Source organism: Dyella sp. NPDC103356 (genome assembly GCF_055584465.1).
On sequence record NZ_JBVJLZ010000006.1, the window covers coordinates 387,498 to 405,342 of the forward strand.

Genomic DNA, 17,845 nt, shown 5'->3' on the forward strand with positions numbered 1-17,845 from the left:
ATGAGCAATGATATGGATAATTTCATCGGTCTTAGCGCTGTGCTGACAGGCTTCAATCAGAGCGTGCTTGCACCCGAGCTGGACCCGGTCGACATCAAATCGGAGTACTTGCCCTTCTTCACACAGAAGATCGCGCAGGAAAGCAGTAACCCGCTGCTGGTTGGCCAGATCTTTCAAAAGTACTCGGCGCTTCAAGCCAAGGGACTCACATCCCAGCAAATTGGCGAAGCCATGCTGGATCCTGCCAATGGCGAAGCGTTTGTGCTGGCCTGTCGCAAATTGATTTTCATGTGGTACTCGGGCGCGTGGCCCACGCTTATTTCCGCGACCGCGACAGAGCCCGCCAGCACCGTAAGCGACCTGATTTCCGAGAATGCCTATACCTCGAGTCTCGTGTGGCAGGTCATGCAGTCCCATCCCATGGGCGATTCCAATTACCGCTACGGATATTGGGCCAAGCCGCCTGTCCCGCTTAGCGACTACACGGGTAATTGAGGAGATCGCACATGACTACCCAATCCTACGACCTGGTGATCGTCGGCTCAGGCATCTCCGGCGCGATCGTCGCTTATCAGCTGGGCAAGCAAGGCAAGAAGGTGTTGATCCTGGAAGCCGGCCAGGCTGTGCCGGTCGACCGCAGCGGCTACATGAGCACGTTTTTCAAGGCCAACGCCAAGACGCCGGAGTCGCCGTATCCGCCGACCACCCAAGACCCCAAGGAGTCCACACCGAACAACCCGTTGGGCCTGCCCAACCCGGCACTGGAGAACGTGCCACGCTACACCGTGTTGCAAGTCCGAGCCTGGCGTAAGCCGGACCAGTGTTATTTCATCTATCCGCCCCAGCCGCTTGGTCTCCAGGGAGACAGCCCGGAAGCGTTGTTCGCCTTTGCCAGTTCGTACGAACGCATCGGCGGCGGCACCACGTGGCACTGGCTCGGCACCAGCTTGCGGTTATTCCCCAGCGACTTTGAACTCAAGACACGGTACGGCCAGGGTGTCGATTGGCCAGGCGGCAAGACGTTCTACCAGACGCTGGTTCCGTACTACGAAAAAGCGACCAACGAAATCGGCGTGGCAGGCGACAAGATCGCCCTGGATAAGCTCTACGCACAATTTGGCGTCGAGCCCTCCGGCACCTATGGCCCAAGCTACAACTACCCCATGCCTCCCATCGTGGAGTCGCAGGTAGACGCGGTGTTCGGCCAGATCACCACGCTGACCGTCGACGGCAACCCCGTTTACACCACACCGACGCCGCAAGGGCGCAACTCGTTGCCCGGGGACCGGCGTCAATGCGCCGGCAACACCAATTGCATTCCCATCTGCCCGATTCAGGCCAAGTACGACGCGACCGTCACCCTCAACAATGCGCTGCAAACGGGCAACGTCGATATCCGCTATCGCACGGTTGCCAACAATATCCGCGTCGATGAAACGACAGGAGAAATCATCGGCATCGACTACATCACCTACGACGACCATCTAGGCCCGCAAACGGGAACCGGAACGGCGGTAGGCACGAAATACCTGCTCGCGGCGCACGCCATCGAAACACCCAGGCTCTTGTTGATGTCGAACAAGAACAAGCATTTCCCGCAAGGCGTTGCCAACTCCAGCGGCCAGGTCGGCCGTAACTTGATGGACCACGTCATGTACCTGGCCTGGGGGCTGGCCAAGGATCCTGTCTACGCGTATCGCGGCCCCTTGGCGACATCGGGTTTCGAATCGTTGCGCGATGGCGTGTTTCGCAAGAACCGATCCGCCTACCGCATCGAAATAGGCAATGAGGGCTGGCAATGGGCGGCGAACGATCCATACACCACGCTCGCGGACTTTGTATTCGGCCAGAACAGTAGCCAGCTCAATGGCAATTCCGTCAATCAACAAGGCCAGCCGCTGCGCTTCAACCCGGCTCTGCCCGCCAACAGCCAACTCTTCGGCGAGCAATTGGTCAACACCCTCAACGCCGTTTACATCCGGCAGGTTCGCCTGGGATACCTCATCGAGCAACTTCCGGACCCCGACAACCGGGTGCAGCTCTCGTCGACCGAAAAGGATCATCTAGGCCTGCCCCGCCCCCAGGTGACCTATCGCATACGTAGCGACTACGAGCGCGATGCATTTGTCTCCGCCAAAGCCGTCTCGACGGAGATCTTCAAGACCATCGGTGCCACGGAGTACACCACCGTGCCACCTGCTCCAGTGTTATATGGAACTGCGGGCAAAGTGACCGCCACCAACTTTCAGTACAAGGGAAACAACTTCACCTTCTATGGTGCGGGCCATATCGTAGGAACGTATCGCATGGGCGATAAAAAAACGGACTCCGTACTCAACGCACGGCAGCAATCCTGGGACCACAGCAACCTGTATATGGTTGGCAGCGGCGTGTTCCCGACGGTTGCCACGGGTAACCCTACCTTGACCATCGCCGCGCTTGCGTTTCAGGCGGCGGACAACATCTTGGCGGATCTTAATTAACCTTACGGGCAGAAGGCGTAGCTAGTGCCGCTTGTACGAGCAGTGCTTTCTCCCAGGCTCGCTGCAGCCACGGTATGCCCCGCCTCAGTTCGTGGCTTCTACCGCCACCGGGACGCAGATGTTATCTGCGTCCCGTACTGCACGTAAGGCTTGCAACAAAGCCATTCTCGCTCCCTGAGATCGCATCTCCAGATGATAACTACGGCCTGATTGCTTTACCCAAGCGTCAGTGATCGGAAAGTCACAAGCAACACAAGGAGCGCAAGATGTCCAACGATATAAAGGTAGACGCAGCTCACACCTCAGCATTATCCAACCCCACGGACACTGCAGTAATGCACGCAGAATTGGCTGCAGGCGGCGGGGCAGCCCTGGTCGGATTCTTGCAGAATGCGCCAGGGGCCGTGTTACGTACCGTGCAAGACGAACTACGCCAAAAAGTGCGGCCAGAACAGTTCGGAGCGGTAGCCGACTATGACCCGGCCACAGATACAGGCACGGACAACACTCCATATTTTACGGCGGCAATCAGTTACCTCGCCTCCCTTGGCGGAGGCACACTTGCTCTTGGTTCGGGCAAGTATCTTGGACAGTTCGAAATCGACAGTCCATTCATTCATATAGTTGGGGAAGGTGAATGGGCAACCTCCGTTTACAACGTGAACAACAGTCCAGTTGTTCTTATAACGAACACAAACAATGTCATCACCGATATAACTGTTGAAGGAATGGCCATCCTCAACAGGAATCCAGGTACCTGGAATGCATGTGATGGCATCGCCATTCAAAGCGTGCAAGCAAACCAGGCGTGCTCCTTCCTTACCTTTAAAGATCTGTACATCTTTGAGATGAGGTATGGCATCTTCATCTCCGGCGGATCCATCTGGAACCTGTACGAACGTGTGCATGTGTCGACTTCGCTCATAAACGGCATGAACGTCGATGCGACTGACAACGTTGGAGCGCAGACCTTCAATATGTGCAGGTTCGCCGCATGCGGACAGCACGGCATATTCGTTAACAGCTCATTCTCGACATTCCCCGTCGTGAATTGGACGTTCTACAACACCACCATTGAACACAATCTCGCTAACGGGGTGCGTGTCACCGGGACTGGCGGGGGCATCCAAGCATGGATTTTCAGTGGTTGCTACATGGAAGAAAACACCTATGGCATTTCGCCGGGTGGCACGAACGGCCTGGTAAAAGCTCACGTCTTCATCGATTGCCCAAATGTCTTTGGCTTGACGTTTGACACGTGCACGTTCTTCGGGGCATCACCCTCGCATGCCAATCTCGACTACAGCATCTATGTCAACAGTACATTGATGACTACTGTCATTGGCGAAGTAAAAGGCTGCCGTTTTGGCACCTCAACGACCAACGACATCTTCTGGCCCGCTGGCGTCACACTAGGTAAGAACGTCTACACATCGACCAATAATGTCGATCGGCTTCAAGGGTCGTTTGATATTCGCGATATGACACAGGCGCCACTGTCTTTTACGCCATCAGTCAGCTTTAACGGGTCATCCTCCGGCATTGCTTACAGTAACCGGATAGGGCGTTATGCACTGCACGGAAATGTCGTCTATTTCGAGATCTACGTATCGCTAACCAGCAAAGGTACGACAACCGGCGCAGCAACAATCGACGGCCTTCCTGTCGCAACCTCGTCAACAACCAATTTGATGCCTGCTTTTTCTGTTCATGCAGACCAGCTTGCTTCTGGCGTGAATCAGGTCGTCACGCGAGCACTGGCAGGCAGTACATCCATACAGCTAAATAAATTTTCATCAGGAACGATTGCGCAACTGACCAATGCTGATTTTGGCAACTTCACCGCCATCAGTGTCAGCGGCCACTACTTCTTGCAATAACATTCATCGAGGCGCCTCGATCGAATATGGCCTCCAGAGTTCCGGTTGCGATGATTGCACCGCAACCGGATTTCAAAGGTCCAGAAAGGCTATGGCTTCCTCGACGATAGAACTCAGTGCATTCGTAGCACATACCGTCAGCACGTCAGGCTCGCCAATCGGCGGCTCCAGATCACGAAACTGACTATCAACCAGGCTAGAGGGCATGAAGTGGCCCGGACGATGAGCCACGCGCTCAGCAGCAACCTCTGGCGATAGCTGCAGGAAGACGAAACCCAAGCCAGGCACTGCTGCACGCAACACATCACGATAGCGGCGCTTGAGCGCGGAACAGGTCAACACAGCGGGGGCTCCGGTTACGACCCGCGCCAACTCTTCTCCCAGACGCTCAAGCCAGCCCTGACGATCGCTATCATTCAGCGGAATACCGGCTCGCATCTTGAGAATATTTTCCTCGGGATGAAACGCGTCACCCTCGATGAGCATTGCACTCGTCCGCTCGCATATGGCGGCCGCTACAGTGGATTTGCCGCAGCCGGTGACTCCCATGATGACAAGGGCGCGCATGTTGTCTGGCATGGTCATTGTTCCAGGGTCACGCGAATAGTCCGTCGATGCAACCCTTCGATTGTTCCATATGTTGGTACTGACCGAATCCCCGCCTCCCTCATTCATGAGAGAAACGGGGTCTTTCCAGACAACTTTGGAACACAGTGATGCGGCCAGTCAATGATCAAATAGGCAGACCGTTGTTGTCCGTCTTCAGCGACTGAGTAGAGAACTTGCCCAGGTACGCGGAAAGCGTGCCATCGCTGAGCAGAGCGAAAACCGCACCGTCCTGCCAGATTCCATCGAGGTGCTGGAAGGGTCCCGGTGGGTCCCCTTGATTGCAGTGGACATCATGCACGCCGTTGCCGGTCGTATAAGGTGCACCGAAGGCATACAGCTTGGTCGAGTTGGTCACCATGTTCACCAGCGCATTTCCCGCTTCGTCCCCGGTCACGTTCGTCCAGGTCTGGATATTGGTGCGGAAAATCGCATCGAAGATCCCCCAGAGCAGCGACAGACAGCCAAGCGGTCTCTGAAGGATCAGGCTTCGCGCGTAGTCGATCGCGCCGGATGTCGGAGTTGGAGCGAGTTGATGATAGCCATCCGGCAGACTCGATATGGTCGTAAAGAGCGAACTATCGAGCTTGTTGAACACCTGGTACTGGAACAATCCGTTCGGCTCGTTAACGTCGACCGCAGCCTCATACACGGTACCCGCTGCGTTGATGTTCAGATCGACGTGTAGCCATTGCCCCTGATTCTTCGTGTAATTCTGATAGGTCCCGATTACAACCCCATAGCTCGGCAACATAGACACCTCCCTAACCTGGCTTGTTAACCATCAGCACGTATTTGTGCGATTTTCCCTTTTCCGAAGAGGTCCGTCCGGGTCGACATCGGACGCAGTCCGAATTCGAATCATAACCGGCAGATGCTCAGCTTTACCGGGTGCATTTGACAAAATTGGCCAGTCACACCAAAACCAACGGTCTAAATCCTAAGTTAGGTAACCACACCAAAACGACTTAACCAGGATTTGCAGATCATTGAAGTAATTAAAATTAACAGAACCACCACGGATGCTCATAAAATCTTATTGACACGCGAGGTGCATATTGCGACCTTACCCGGCGCCTCGCCCACCTGCTGCCTTTTTTAGCAGGCTTAACCAGCGAGGTATTCATGGGGAATCCTATATGTCAAAGAAGCGCATTGCGCTGTTCTTGGATGGCACCTGGAATACGGTAAAAAGCAACACCAATGTCTGGCGTATGAAATCGCTGTGCTGTACCGATGCCGGACAAATCTCTTACTACAGCGCTGGTGTCGGCACGCAACTCGGCCAAAGACTCATTGGCGGCATGTTCGGCTGGGGACTCGATGCCGAAGTGATCCGCGGCTATATGTGGCTGATGGAAAACTACAACGAGGGCGATCAGATCTTCCTCTTCGGCTTCAGCCGCGGCGCGTTTACGGCGCGCAGCCTTTCCGGCCTGATCTCCAAATGCGGGCTATTGAAGCCCGGCTCCCCTGTTTCCATTCCGCAGTTGTACGCACGCTACAAGCGCGGCAATACCGTGCCTACCATAAGAAAGCTCGCCAACCTCGCCGATACGGAGCTCAGCCAGGAAGACCGGCTCGTCAAAAAATATTCCATGGCCGTCCCGATCTGGTTTCAGGGCGTCTGGGACACTGTCGGCGCACTTGGCGTGCCTTTTGGCAATATTCCCGGCATCAGTCGTTCCAACTTCGGCTTTCTGGAAACGGACCTGCGCATAAACAATACCCGCGCGTTCCATGCCATGGCGATCGATGAACATCGAAAGGCCTTTGCACCGACACTTTGGACAAAGACCGTCGACAAGGATGCCGGCCCCAACGATACACCGGCAGCCCGGCCGTTGGATCAGGTAGAACAGCGCTGGTTTGTTGGCGCGCATGCCGATGTCGGCGGCGGCTACGAGAACGGCATGCTGGCGCAGATTCCCCTGAACTGGCTTATGCAGAAGGCTCAGAAGCACGGACTGATATTCAGAAGCGACGCACTCTGCGACGACGAGGACATCAAGTCTCCCATCCACAACTCGTTCGCCGAAATGGCCTTCGGCATCTATCGAGTGCTCCGGCTCTTTCGTCCATTCTACCGATCAATCGATGCAGCACCTGCTCACAAGGATGGACAGATCACGACCACGATCAACGAAACCATCGATGCTTCCGTCTTCGAACGCTGGCGCAAAGTGCCTTCTTATCGGCCGAAGAATCTGCTCCAGTGGTCCGCCAAACATGGTGTCGACTGCGACGACATCTTGCATACGGTCGCAGCTGGCAATCCGTCGACCGTTATTGATCTACCTGCCACCGACATAGCCAATGCCTGAAGTGCGCCTCGAAATACTTCCTACACGTCACTCCGGGCCGATTACCAGGGGACGACTCGGCCAAGATAATCCAGGTAATGAAGTCCGCCGCGCCCCTGATACGACTCCATGGTATTAAGCACGTTGGGAATGCTTTCTTGGATACTCAAACGGGCCTTTGAGCTACCCATGTCTGTCCGCACCCAGCCAGGCGCCATAAGCAGCAAGGTCCGGCTGCCACTGTGCTTTGCCGCAAAACTACGCATAAACATGTTGAGTGCAGCCTTGCTGCTCCGATAGACCTCGTAATTGCCGTTGGTGTTATTGGCAAGACTACCCTGCCCTGACGACATCACGCCGATGGTTCCGGTGGGATCCACCAGATCCTGACATGCCTCGATCACGCGCATCGGACTCAATGAATTGGTCACCATGACGCGGACAAATTCCTCGGTCGAGACGCCTCCTATGGTTTCGCCGTCCTCATTTTTGACGCCGGCGTTTACAAAAAGGACATCGAGTTTTCGACCCGAAAGACGGGCTCGCAAAGCAGCGATTTGCTCTGGAAACGTAATGTCGACCTCTTCGACTTCGAGTGCGCCATCAGAGGAGGCCGCGATCTGGCGAAGTTTGTCTGTCGAGCTGGCTCGCCCGGTGGCGATCACCCGCCAGCCGCGTTGCAGATATTCCTCGACCATCGCGAATCCAAGGCCACGGGAGGCGCCGATAAGTAGGACGGTTTTCTGAGCTGTTGAATTTTCCACGGTCTGATCCTGAAAGTAAGACCTGGCCACCCTATCGACGAATGGGATATGGCGGAAGACGCACGAATGGAACTTATTACATGCACTAAACGCCTTATCTCGCCCTGGCGGCGATAGAATGAGCCATGGCCGAGCCCGACTTGAACCTGCTCATTGCACTCGATGCACTGCTTGCCGAGGGAAGCGTGGCGGGTGCTGCCCGACGCCTGGGATTGAGTGCCTCGGCCATGAGCCGAACGCTCACCCGGCTGCGCACCGCAACCAACGATGCTCTATTGGTTCGAGCAGGCAGGCATATGGTGCTGACGCCGCGTGCCGAGGAGCTTCGGGAACGCACACGGACCGTGGTTCAAGATGCACGCACCGTGCTTCGCCCGTCGGAGACCGAACTTGATATCGCGACGTTGCAGCGGGAATTCACGATCCGTGCGAACGATGGCTTCGTCGAGGCCTTTGGAGCCTTGCTTATCGCCGAGACAACCAAGGAAGCACCGTGGGTGCGTCTGCGCTTTGCCCCAAAGGCCGAGAAGACCTCGACATACCTGCGCGAAGGCCTGGTTGATCTTGAAATCGGCGTAGTCGCAGATATGGGCCCGGAAGTGCGCGTGCAGGCATTGTTTCGCGACCGCTTCATGGGGATTGTCAGAAAAGGACATCCCCTTGCCAAAAAGAAAATCGTTACACCCAAGCAGTATGTCGCTTTCGGCCACGTCGTCGCTTCACGCAAAGGGCGCACCGCCGGGCCGGTCGATGAAGCACTGGCCTCCCTGGGCCTGGTACGTAGCATCATCGCTGTTGTGCCGAGCTTTCAGGCCGTACTGACTGTGGCACAAGCCTCCGATCTGGTCGGACTTGTGCCTGCATCTTTCGTCGCGGATCAATCGCATCGCGAAGGCAATGCTTATGCGATGCATGCTTTCGAGCTGCCGGTAAAAACTCCAGGAATTACCGTATCCCAGATGTGGCACCCACGTCTGGATGGCGATCCCGCCCATCGCTGGCTTCGACAGCTGGTACTGACTGCTTGCCGCAGTCGGATACCGCTTTGATCGAAGCACTGTTACGCAAAGCAGGCTCTTCTAATAAATCTCAAGCGTTCCGCCTTCCATGGAGCGGACAAGATCGCCCAGCCACGCCTGCATATCGGCCCAGATTATCGGCCGATCCTCGTCCGCTTTCCAAAACTCCAGTATCTGCCCAGGCTGACCGCCATCCTCCGCCGCCAGGTCCAGGCACAGGTAACTGCCGCCGCCGTTGCTAAGAAACGGGACCCATCCGCGGCGCCAGTATCGCGGGTCCTCAAAGTCGTAGCCGATCATGCCGTCCATCATGTCCTTGACCTCGGCGATATCGGCCAACGTCATCCACATGCGGTTGAACTGCAGTGCCTCGAACGATTGCAAATCTTGGCCGTCCCTCCACTGATAAAGCTGGCGAAACATCATGGGGAGCTTAAGAGAAAACTGCGATTCAAAAGCCGCGAGATCCGCCTCTGATACCCCTGGTCGCAGGCCTGCATGGTAGTCAGGCCGGAGGGTCCTGAGACACTGATCGAGTCTCGATATCAGTTCATTGTCCATTTGACTCAGCGTTCCATGGGACAGAAAGATAGTAATGGGCTGCTGCATGCAAAAAAAAGAGGGTGAGCCAAAGCCCACCCTTCAAATCGTATCGCTTGATTTGCTTATTTTTACCAGCTGACACCACCACCCATACCCACACTGGTTTCCGAACCCGATGCCGATGCACCGACGGAGATACTGGCTCGGTTATTGGAGAGCGCACGTTGGAAACCGACCGCGAGCGCGGCCTGACCGCTCTGGTTACCCACGCCCACACCCACCCTGTTCTGTCCCGACAAACCGGCCATATTGGCGGCCATCTGGGACTGCGCCATGCTCATCGAACCCACTCGGCTGATGCGCCGGTCCTGCTGCTGAAAACGACGGTCAACCGAGGTCTGGAACTGATCCAGACGTTGATTCACTGCGCCTATCTGGGTGTCGGTATAGGTCTTGGCCGTCTCGATCGCTTGCTGTGTCTGTTGAGTTACCTGACCCACCGTCGCTGCATCGTTGCTGGCTACACCGTCGCCCACATGGCCAATGACTTGGTCACCATTGTCCGTGACGGGGCCGCCCGTCACAGGGCCAATGGGAGCTGCCTGCCCACCCGCCTCGATGGTCGTCAATCGATCGTCCAGGCGATTGACTTGATCCTGCACGTCCCACAGCTCCCCACCGTTGACTGCATCCATGCTGCCGGGAGCGATCGAGCCCGCCATGACGTTGGTAATACGCGTCCCCATAGCACCGCTAAGTGCAATGAGGCTCCGGTTGGAACCCGCGGCATAGGACACCGCATCCAGCACGCTGCCGTCACTACCCACCAATCCGGCTGACTTCAACTGACGCAGGTTGATCGCATCGGTATCTTGCGTGCCGTCTGCGACGTTGGTGATTTGACGTTCCGAACCGGCCGCGCCAACGGAAACGCTGTTATCCCTGTCCGTCACGGAGCGCCAGCCAAGAGCGACCGAGTTGTCGTTTGACGCAGCAGCCCGGACACCCAACGCTACCGAATTCGTACCTGACGCTACTGCCATAGCGCCAACAGCTACGCCAGCGTAGCCACTGGCATTGGCCTTGTAACCGAGTGCGTTGCCAAATGAGCCAGTCGCACTGGCAAGCATACCGAATGCTGTGCTTTGAATGCCGAACGCATTAGCTCCTTCACCAACCGCAGTGCTGTTGGTGCCATACGCCTTCGCCATATGACCGACTGCGACGGCGTTGCCACCCGTGCTCGCGGCATTGCGACCGATGGCAATAGCATTCGTAATCTGCGCCGAGGCACCGGTGCCCATGGCAATCGTGTCCTGCCCCTTGGCATTGGCGGTAGCACCCAACGCGATGGCATTGCTGCCATTGGCTTGCGCTGCGTTACCCATCGCCATGCTGTTTGTGCCGCTTGCAGTAGCAGCCGTTGCGCCACGGATCTTGATATAGGTGTCATCCAACGTCGCGGCGGTCCCAGCGGACGCCGTGTCGACGGTGTTCATCGCATCGGTACTGCTGGCGACGCACGTGCGTGTAGCATCTAACGAACCCGCTGCACCTGTCGTCGCCACGCATGCCGTGCCGGAGATATTTTCGGTAGACGCAAACGCATTGGCACCACTCAACCCAAGGGCCAACGCGATGGAGGCAGACAGCCCAGCCATGACCCTGGTCTTTCTGAAACCAGAGGACGATGCGGCGCGCAGAGATATCGTGTTCTGAATAGCGTGAGCAAGATTCATGTCGATAGTCCTAAGGTTAGGTCGAGCGTCCCGTCGCTTCCCAGCGTGGCCAAACCTTAAGCATCCAATGCATTCCCGGGGTACACGGACATGCTATGAAGTGCCTAACCTCTGAACTATAAAAACAATCCTAAAACTCAGTTTTTTCTAAATTTCGTACTATTCCGAAATCACTTATCACTACGATGCAGGAGGAAGAAAATAAATAAGAGAACCATTCTTATTTTCAAATCAAATGGCTCTGGCGCACGCCACCTCGCGAAAATGCATCGCAGCCGGCGACAACGCCCTGCGCGGATAGGCAAGCACCAACTCAGCGCGCGCCGCGGTCTCGGGCAATGCCTTGAATACCACGCCATCGGGCAAGACCGATTTCGCCGAGTTCGGCGCGATAGTAATGCCCAGGCCTGCTTTCACCAGGCTGATCACGGAAGGCCATGAACTCGCTTCGTGCACGATGCGCGGCGAGAAGCCCGCTTGAATGCAGATGCTTGTAATGGTGTCATGCAGGCCCGGCGCTACCGACCTGGGAAACAGAATAAAGGGCTCGTTGGCCAGGGCCGTCATGGGGATACGCTTCTTTCGAGCCAGTGGATGTTCCTCCGGCAACGCGAGAACAAAGCGCTCCTGGAACAGCGGCTCCGTTTCGATGCCCTCGTACTGAAACGGTGCGCGAAGGATAGCGATATCCAGATCCCCGTGACTTAGCGCAGCGCCGATATCGAGCGATTCGCGATCATCCAACCGCAACACTACCTGCGGGTGTTTGATACGGAACCGTCGAATGATGTCCGGAAGCACTCCGAACGCCGATGAGGCACCGAAACCAACGCGCAGCAGCCCGGCCTCCCCTTTGGCAACGTGCCGCACCGAGGCAATCGCTTCGGCGCGTTTGGCAAACAATGTCCTCGCCTGCTCCAGCAACTGCACACCCGCCGGCGTCAGCGCCACGCGTCGGCTCGTGCGTATCAACAGCTCGACGCCAAGTTCGGTTTCCAGCTTGCGGATCTGTTGACTGAAAGGCGGCTGCGCCATGCGCACCCGGGTAGCGGCTCGACCGAAGTGCAGCTCCTCGGCCACCGCCACGAAAAGCTGCAATTGGCGAAAGTCCACGATCAAGACCTCATAAGTATCAATAAGCTTCAAAAGATATATTGGTACGACATGATCCTGCCGTCTAGGATGCCCTGGCAGGTCACGCCGCCAGGGCCCTTATGAAATCGCTTTTATCTGCTTGCGCATTGCTATTGCCTTTACTCGGCCCGGCCATACCCGGCCTCGCTAACGCCGGCTCCACGTCGTTCCCATTTGGCGATACCGACCTCGCGGATAAGGACCCGGCACTCAAGTCGCGGCTCGATTTCGCAGAGCGCCACCTGCGTTATCCCGAGCTGATCAAGGACACGCTGGTACCACCGCAGTGGTTTCGCGATGGCGAGCGTTTCGTGTACTGGGCAGCCACCGGCCCCCAGCGCGGCACCTGGGTGTTGATAGATGCTCGTAGCGGCACTGGCATGCCATTGCTTTCGCCCGCCGAACTGCAGACGCAGCTCAGCCAGTTGCTACGAAAAAAGGTCGATACGCCGCCCTATCTATCGGCTGTCATCGCGCCCGATCAAAAGCATCTGCTCTTTGCACATCAGGAGCACGCCTTCTCGCTGGACCTGTCCACCCATCAAATACGAGAGATGGCGGCCACGGATCCGCTAGCGCTGGGACTGTCTCCGGCCAACGCGCTCTCGCCCAATGGGCAGCAAGTCGCAGCACAACGCGACAACGGATTTGCAGTGAGCGACAGCACTCGCACGCTGCTGGAACGCCGGGGCGAGGACAATCTCGCCTGGGAAGTCCCCAGGCATGCCTGGTCGCCGAATGGCCATTTCTTGATGGTCTGGCGTAACGACACGCGAGCGGTCCACAAAATCCCGATCGTCGACTACACCGATGCCATCGAAAAGGTGGCCATGATCCCGTATGCCAAGGTGGGAACACCGCTGCCGCGTCAGGAGCTCTTTGTTGTCGCCCCCGCAACTGGACAGATGACGCCAATCGCCGCGCTCGATCAGGAAGAAGGCTATGACTGGTTGGTCGGATGGCGCCCGGACAGCAGCGAGGCGCTCATCGTGCATCTCTCGCGCGACGGCAAACGATTGGATCTGTCTGCCGTCGATCCGCGTACCGGAAAGGTCCGACGCCTGCTCCATGAAGAGCGCCCCGAAAGCTTCGTCGGCGGGCTCGACTTCTACGACACGGGCTGGGACCTGCAGGTATTTCCGCTGGACGACAATCAGCAGTTTTTATGGATGTCCGAGCGCGACGGCTGGCGTCATATCTATCGATACGACTATGCCGGCAAGTTGAAAGGCCGGGTCACCAAGGGCGCCTTCCCCGTCCATCAGGTACTGAAGGCAACGCCCGATGGCACGTTGTTGGTACTGGCTTCCGCCGAGCCAGGCGCGCCTTACGACCGCCTGCTCTATCGAACCGATCTGGCCGGATCATCATGGCAGCGGCTGACGCCGGATCCCGGTATGCATCGTGCTTATCCGTCGCCTTCGGGGCGCTATTACATCGACGGTCACTCCAGCCGCACTCAGCCTCGCGTGTGGGACGTGAATGCGATCGACAACGCCAGCACATTCCGCTACACGAAAGCCGACGTCAGCGCATTGGCTGCCATCCACTACGCACCGCCGGAACCCATTACCGCTTTGGCCGCCGACGGCGTCACGCCTTTGTACGGCGTGCTGTACAAGCCATGGGATTTCGATCCCAGGAAGCACTACCCCGTAATCGACTGCATCTACGCCGGGCCATTCACCACGGCAGTGCCCTGGAGCTACGTCGGCGTGTCCTTTGAAAGCCGCATCGCCGATGCGCTTGCGCAACTTGGCTTCATCACGTTGGTCATCGACGTGCGTGGCTCACCCGGCCGCGGCAAAGCGTTTCAAGACGTGAACTACGGACGGATCGGGCAAACCGAGATACCGGACCATGTTGCCGTATTGAAACAAGTCGCCGTGAGCCGCCCCTATATGGACATGCAGCGTGTCGGCATCTACGGGCATTCCTGGGGCGGCTACTTCGCGCTACGCGGCATGCTGACCGCACCGGATATCTTCAAGGCCGGCTACGCCGGTGCGCCGGGAGCACTCGAAGAAGACTCCATCGTCAACGAACCTTACCTGGGCCCGCCCAAAGCCAACCCCACCGGCTATCGACTCGGCTCCAACATCCTGGCAGCCGGCAACTTGCGTGGTGCACTCCGCATCATGCACGGCACGGCCGATATCAGCGCGTCCTTGTCGAGCACGATGCGCATGGTCGATGCGTTTATTCAGGCCGACAAGCATTTCGAACTGCTGATCATGCCCGGACAAGCACACAGTCCGGACGGGCCGGCGCAGCGCTATTACAACGATGATGTGAGGATGTTCTTTCTCAGGACGCTGGGGGAGTAAAGGGTTACTTACGGCAGTTACCGCAATGTGCGCTTGTCGCACAATAGACAAGCCTGAGCGCCCCCATAAGGACTTCCTCACGTGATCAGCTTACGTTCTTACCCTACATCGGTAGCGTTGATACTTCTGGCCTTGGGAATATGCAGCCCCATAGCCGCATCGGCGGACGAGAATGGCGAGGAGGCTTCACTGCCCCAGACCATTGCAGCGCTGGATGCCAAGGTATTCGATGCCTATAACCGCTGCGACATGGATACCTTCGCCACCTACTTCTCACCTACCGTCGAGTTCTATCACGACAAGGGCGGCGCAACGTTCGACCGCGAAGCGGTCGTCGCCAATACCAGGAAATACATCTGCCATAAGGTGCGCCGCGAGCTTATCCCTGCCTCGCTCAAGGTGTATCCGATCAAGGACTTTGGCGCGATCGAAGAAGGCGAGCACCGCTTCTGCGAGCTTGCCAGCGGCAAGTGCGAGGGTAGCGCCAAGTTCCTGATGATCTGGGAACACACGAAGGGCGGGCAATGGCAGATGACACGCGTCGTCAGCTATGGCCATCGCGCGCTGACGGATGAGGAAAAGGCTGCGTTGGCGAAAAAACCGGCTGCGTGATGTTCTTTTGCCAGTACTTTCGAAACGACAAAAAGGTATCTCTAAATCCTCTCCTATCCGTCGTCCCGGCGAAGGCCGGACAAGCGCTTGCGCGCGGAACGCCCGGAGGGCGGCCCCGAAGGGGCGAGCGAAGCGAGTAACCCAGCGTCTCCCCCCGAGCTAAAGACGCTGGGCCCCGGCCTTCGCTGGGGCGACGATGAAAACTGAGGTTACTCGAAGCCCCAAGAGCCGATGGGAGCCGGCGTCGGTAACTAGAGTGTGCTGGGCAGCTCGCCACCACCTTATCGCGTCAAGCGCCAGATCATTACGCCAGCGATGATCGCAGGCACCGCAAAAACGCCAACAAGGACCGGAAGTTCGTCACGCAACGAATAGCCGGCCCTCGCGACACCGATCCACAAATTGACCAACGACAGAGCCAGCCAGACCGGCAGGAAAGCCTTCGCAGCCGTTACCAGTGCGGGAGCACCGCTGCCCCAGAGATGTCCAAACAGAAGGAAAAGTCCAAGAAGAATGGCTCCGCCGCCGATCATCAGGATGGTATGCATGGCATCAAGCTCCACTCTTCAAAAATACGACCCGATAATCCAAAGATATAGCAAATTGCAGGACAGCTTCTGATCCAATGATTTGTATTGACTCTGCACAGGGCCGCGACTGATTATCCAGGCACGTTGATTCGACGAAGCTGCTTTTCCACGTCAATGGGAAGGTGTCCATGATCCAACCGCATACTGGCACGTGGCTCTAGCCAAGAGCCGCTCGATGCATGGCGGATCAAACCTCCCAGTAGCCAATGTTCGCCAACATTTGCGTTCAGTGAAGTCAGGTTCGGGCATGGCGAGCCCGCCAAAATAGTCGTCCGGACGATCACCAGATCTTCGCGGACGCCCATCCACCACTTGATCGGGCGCACTATGGTATCCGTGATGACCCGCCCGTCCGCCTGATGATCTTCCTTCACCGCGATCACCACTCCCGTCAGGATGGCTGTATCGGGTGGTTGCGCAGCCATCACAAATTCTCGAACCTGGTCTTTGGGTAGCAACGGCTTACAGGCGTTCGCCGCAGGCACTACCAAGGCACATGAGCTGACGATCAGGCAGATGACATATTTTTTCACGGCGAGCCCCATTTGTTCGCTTCCCGAAGTAAACGTACTCGACTCACTAGCGGGGTTATCACCGTTGGCCTCGGTAATGTAAGCGCTGCGTTCCTCAGGGATTCTTGTGCTTACTTAATCAGCATCAGGTCGCCAACGACAGTTTGGCCAGTATCAGGCCGCTTATCCAGCGTGTTGTATTGCACCCCATCAGCCCTCCCTTCTGCCTCGGATAACTGGCAAATCACGACACGATGTCCGTTCTGGTTCAAAAGCACGTAGAGGAGCTAGCCACCCCTGTAATAAACGACATGAATTCGTGTCTTTGCTCCAGAAGACCTGATCGTCAGGGATCCGCTGAAGTCGCAACCCTCAACCCCTTTCTGGCAATTCATTTTCACATCCAACACGGCTATCACCTTGCCGGAACTGTCTGCAAAGTCATAGTGCGCCCCGGTGTTGCCAGTGCTCCTGTGGATCACACGAAGTGGCACGTTGATGCCGTTCAACCGCATTACCGCGCCGGTTTCTTCGACATCCGTAAACCCAAGAACGCAGTCGTCAGAATATGTCGAAGCGTCGTCCTTCTTCGGTGCATAAACATCCAGATTGGATTTGCACAGATCATTGGCCAGGCGCTGCACCACAGGACCGTGGTTATGTGTTGACGCAAGCGATCGCTCGGGCAGGCACAGCAGGACCATCCCCATGCCAGTTGCCGATACGATGTTAAGGAACGAGTTTACTGAACCCACGCCGGCCTCCCCCGAGTCATCTGCGGCAACTCAGCCGTTTCCCAATATCGGCCGCTGATGGGACAGCCTGAAGTTCCATTTAGGGCAGGCTTGGGGCAATCGCAGGCATGACAAAGGCGTTCAGTGTCTTCGCCATTTCAGCGGTGCCGTTCCAACCTAGCCCCTGATATAGCGGCTTGCCTTTCTCCGTTGCATGCAGAACGGCATAGCCAACGCCACGCCTGGCAAACTCCGCATCCGCCAGGGTCATCAATTCACGGGCCAATCCACGATTTCTGTAGCCTGGTTCAACAAAGACATTCAGGACGTATCCGCGCTTGTCCTGCGTTGGATGCAGAGGATGCGGCGGCCAGTCGATGAGCATCAGACCGATTCCGGCAACAGGAGCGCCACCGTCCGACATCACATAGCCAAAATAGGATCCATCCAGCAGCCGTGGCCTGACCCATTCGCGGAAATGCTCGGTCATGGGCATCAGGACATCATCGTTTCTACCCGCATCGCGAAACATCTCTTCGCGATGCCGACAAACGAGTTCAAGATCATCGGGATGGAGCGGTCGAATATCCATGGTGTTC

Annotated in this window: 17 protein-coding genes; 7 read left to right on the forward strand and 10 right to left on the reverse strand. The window is 56.9% G+C overall.

Going from position 1 to position 17,845, the window contains the following annotated elements; translation table 11 throughout:
- The 3 genes from ACZ6WW_RS16290 (at window position 1) to ACZ6WW_RS16300 (ending at window position 4,363) form a co-directional block, all read left to right on the forward strand.
- The gene (locus tag ACZ6WW_RS16290; RefSeq protein ID WP_465275128.1) at window positions 1-495 is read left to right on the forward strand and encodes a hypothetical protein; all 495 of its coding nucleotides are present in this window, start codon (window positions 1-3) and stop codon (window positions 493-495) included.
- A gap of 11 nt (window positions 496-506) precedes the next feature.
- A complete protein-coding gene (locus ACZ6WW_RS16295) occupies window positions 507-2,483 on the forward strand; it encodes a GMC family oxidoreductase (RefSeq protein ID WP_465275129.1) in 1,977 nt (658 codons plus the stop codon).
- 266 nt (window positions 2,484-2,749) lie between these two features.
- Window positions 2,750-4,363 (forward strand): hypothetical protein, encoded by a 1,614-nt coding sequence (locus tag ACZ6WW_RS16300; protein ID WP_465275130.1) that lies wholly within the window; start codon window positions 2,750-2,752, stop codon window positions 4,361-4,363.
- Window positions 4,364-4,435: 72 nt separating this feature from the next.
- On the opposite strand, the gene ACZ6WW_RS16305 is transcribed toward ACZ6WW_RS16300, so the two are convergent.
- Both ACZ6WW_RS16305 and ACZ6WW_RS16310 read right to left on the reverse strand, forming a co-directional pair.
- The gene (locus tag ACZ6WW_RS16305) at window positions 4,436-4,942 is read right to left on the reverse strand and encodes a gluconokinase (protein WP_465275131.1); all 507 of its coding nucleotides are present in this window, start codon (window positions 4,940-4,942) and stop codon (window positions 4,436-4,438) included.
- Between the two features lie 154 nt (window positions 4,943-5,096).
- Window positions 5,097-5,723 (reverse strand): DUF2278 family protein, encoded by a 627-nt coding sequence (locus tag ACZ6WW_RS16310; protein WP_465275132.1) that lies wholly within the window; start codon window positions 5,721-5,723, stop codon window positions 5,097-5,099.
- A 385-nt stretch (window positions 5,724-6,108) separates the two neighbouring features.
- On the opposite strand from ACZ6WW_RS16310, the gene ACZ6WW_RS16315 reads away from it, so the two are divergent.
- Window positions 6,109-7,293: a DUF2235 domain-containing protein gene (locus ACZ6WW_RS16315; RefSeq protein ID WP_465275133.1), complete on the forward strand. Its 1,185-nt coding sequence runs from the start codon at window positions 6,109-6,111 to the stop codon at window positions 7,291-7,293.
- 41 nt (window positions 7,294-7,334) lie between these two features.
- On the opposite strand, the gene ACZ6WW_RS16320 is transcribed toward ACZ6WW_RS16315, so the two are convergent.
- The gene (locus ACZ6WW_RS16320) at window positions 7,335-8,036 is read right to left on the reverse strand and encodes an SDR family NAD(P)-dependent oxidoreductase (protein ID WP_465275134.1); all 702 of its coding nucleotides are present in this window, start codon (window positions 8,034-8,036) and stop codon (window positions 7,335-7,337) included.
- Between the two features lie 125 nt (window positions 8,037-8,161).
- Here ACZ6WW_RS16320 and ACZ6WW_RS16325 point away from each other — a divergent pair, with 125 nt between their 5' ends.
- Entirely contained in the window at window positions 8,162-9,085 is a 924-nt protein-coding gene (locus tag ACZ6WW_RS16325; RefSeq protein ID WP_465275135.1) for a LysR family transcriptional regulator, read from the forward strand.
- 30 nt (window positions 9,086-9,115) lie between these two features.
- Here ACZ6WW_RS16325 and ACZ6WW_RS16330 read toward each other — a convergent pair whose 3' ends face one another.
- The 3 genes from ACZ6WW_RS16330 to ACZ6WW_RS16340 all read right to left on the reverse strand — a co-directional run bounded on the left by ACZ6WW_RS16330 (window position 9,116) and on the right by ACZ6WW_RS16340 (window position 12,450).
- The gene (locus tag ACZ6WW_RS16330; protein WP_465275136.1) at window positions 9,116-9,616 is read right to left on the reverse strand and encodes an SMI1/KNR4 family protein; all 501 of its coding nucleotides are present in this window, start codon (window positions 9,614-9,616) and stop codon (window positions 9,116-9,118) included.
- Between the two features lie 110 nt (window positions 9,617-9,726).
- Window positions 9,727-11,259, reverse strand: a complete 1,533-nt coding sequence (locus ACZ6WW_RS16335; RefSeq protein ID WP_465275137.1) for a YadA-like family protein — start codon at window positions 11,257-11,259, stop codon at window positions 9,727-9,729.
- Between the two features lie 309 nt (window positions 11,260-11,568).
- Window positions 11,569-12,450 carry a LysR family transcriptional regulator gene (locus tag ACZ6WW_RS16340; RefSeq protein WP_465275138.1) on the reverse strand — a complete coding sequence of 294 codons (882 nt, stop codon included), beginning with the start codon at window positions 12,448-12,450 and terminating at the stop codon, window positions 11,569-11,571.
- 101 nt (window positions 12,451-12,551) lie between these two features.
- Between ACZ6WW_RS16340 and ACZ6WW_RS16345 the strand changes: the two genes are divergently transcribed.
- Both ACZ6WW_RS16345 and ACZ6WW_RS16350 read left to right on the forward strand, forming a co-directional pair.
- Window positions 12,552-14,798, forward strand: a complete 2,247-nt coding sequence (locus ACZ6WW_RS16345) for a S9 family peptidase (RefSeq protein WP_465275139.1) — start codon at window positions 12,552-12,554, stop codon at window positions 14,796-14,798.
- 81 nt (window positions 14,799-14,879) lie between these two features.
- Window positions 14,880-15,410, forward strand: a complete 531-nt coding sequence (locus ACZ6WW_RS16350) for a nuclear transport factor 2 family protein (protein ID WP_465275140.1) — start codon at window positions 14,880-14,882, stop codon at window positions 15,408-15,410.
- 281 nt (window positions 15,411-15,691) lie between these two features.
- On the opposite strand, the gene ACZ6WW_RS16355 is transcribed toward ACZ6WW_RS16350, so the two are convergent.
- The 4 genes from ACZ6WW_RS16355 to ACZ6WW_RS16370 all read right to left on the reverse strand — a co-directional run bounded on the left by ACZ6WW_RS16355 (window position 15,692) and on the right by ACZ6WW_RS16370 (window position 17,838).
- Window positions 15,692-15,958 (reverse strand): hypothetical protein, encoded by a 267-nt coding sequence (locus ACZ6WW_RS16355; RefSeq protein WP_465275141.1) that lies wholly within the window; start codon window positions 15,956-15,958, stop codon window positions 15,692-15,694.
- Window positions 15,959-16,071: 113 nt separating this feature from the next.
- A complete protein-coding gene (locus ACZ6WW_RS16360) occupies window positions 16,072-16,545 on the reverse strand; it encodes a hypothetical protein (RefSeq protein ID WP_465275142.1) in 474 nt (157 codons plus the stop codon).
- Window positions 16,546-16,799: 254 nt separating this feature from the next.
- Entirely contained in the window at window positions 16,800-17,267 is a 468-nt protein-coding gene (locus tag ACZ6WW_RS16365) for a hypothetical protein (RefSeq protein WP_465275143.1), read from the reverse strand.
- A gap of 79 nt (window positions 17,268-17,346) precedes the next feature.
- Window positions 17,347-17,838, reverse strand: a complete 492-nt coding sequence (locus tag ACZ6WW_RS16370; RefSeq protein WP_465275144.1) for a GNAT family N-acetyltransferase — start codon at window positions 17,836-17,838, stop codon at window positions 17,347-17,349.
- Between the last annotated feature and the right edge of the window lie 7 nt (window positions 17,839-17,845).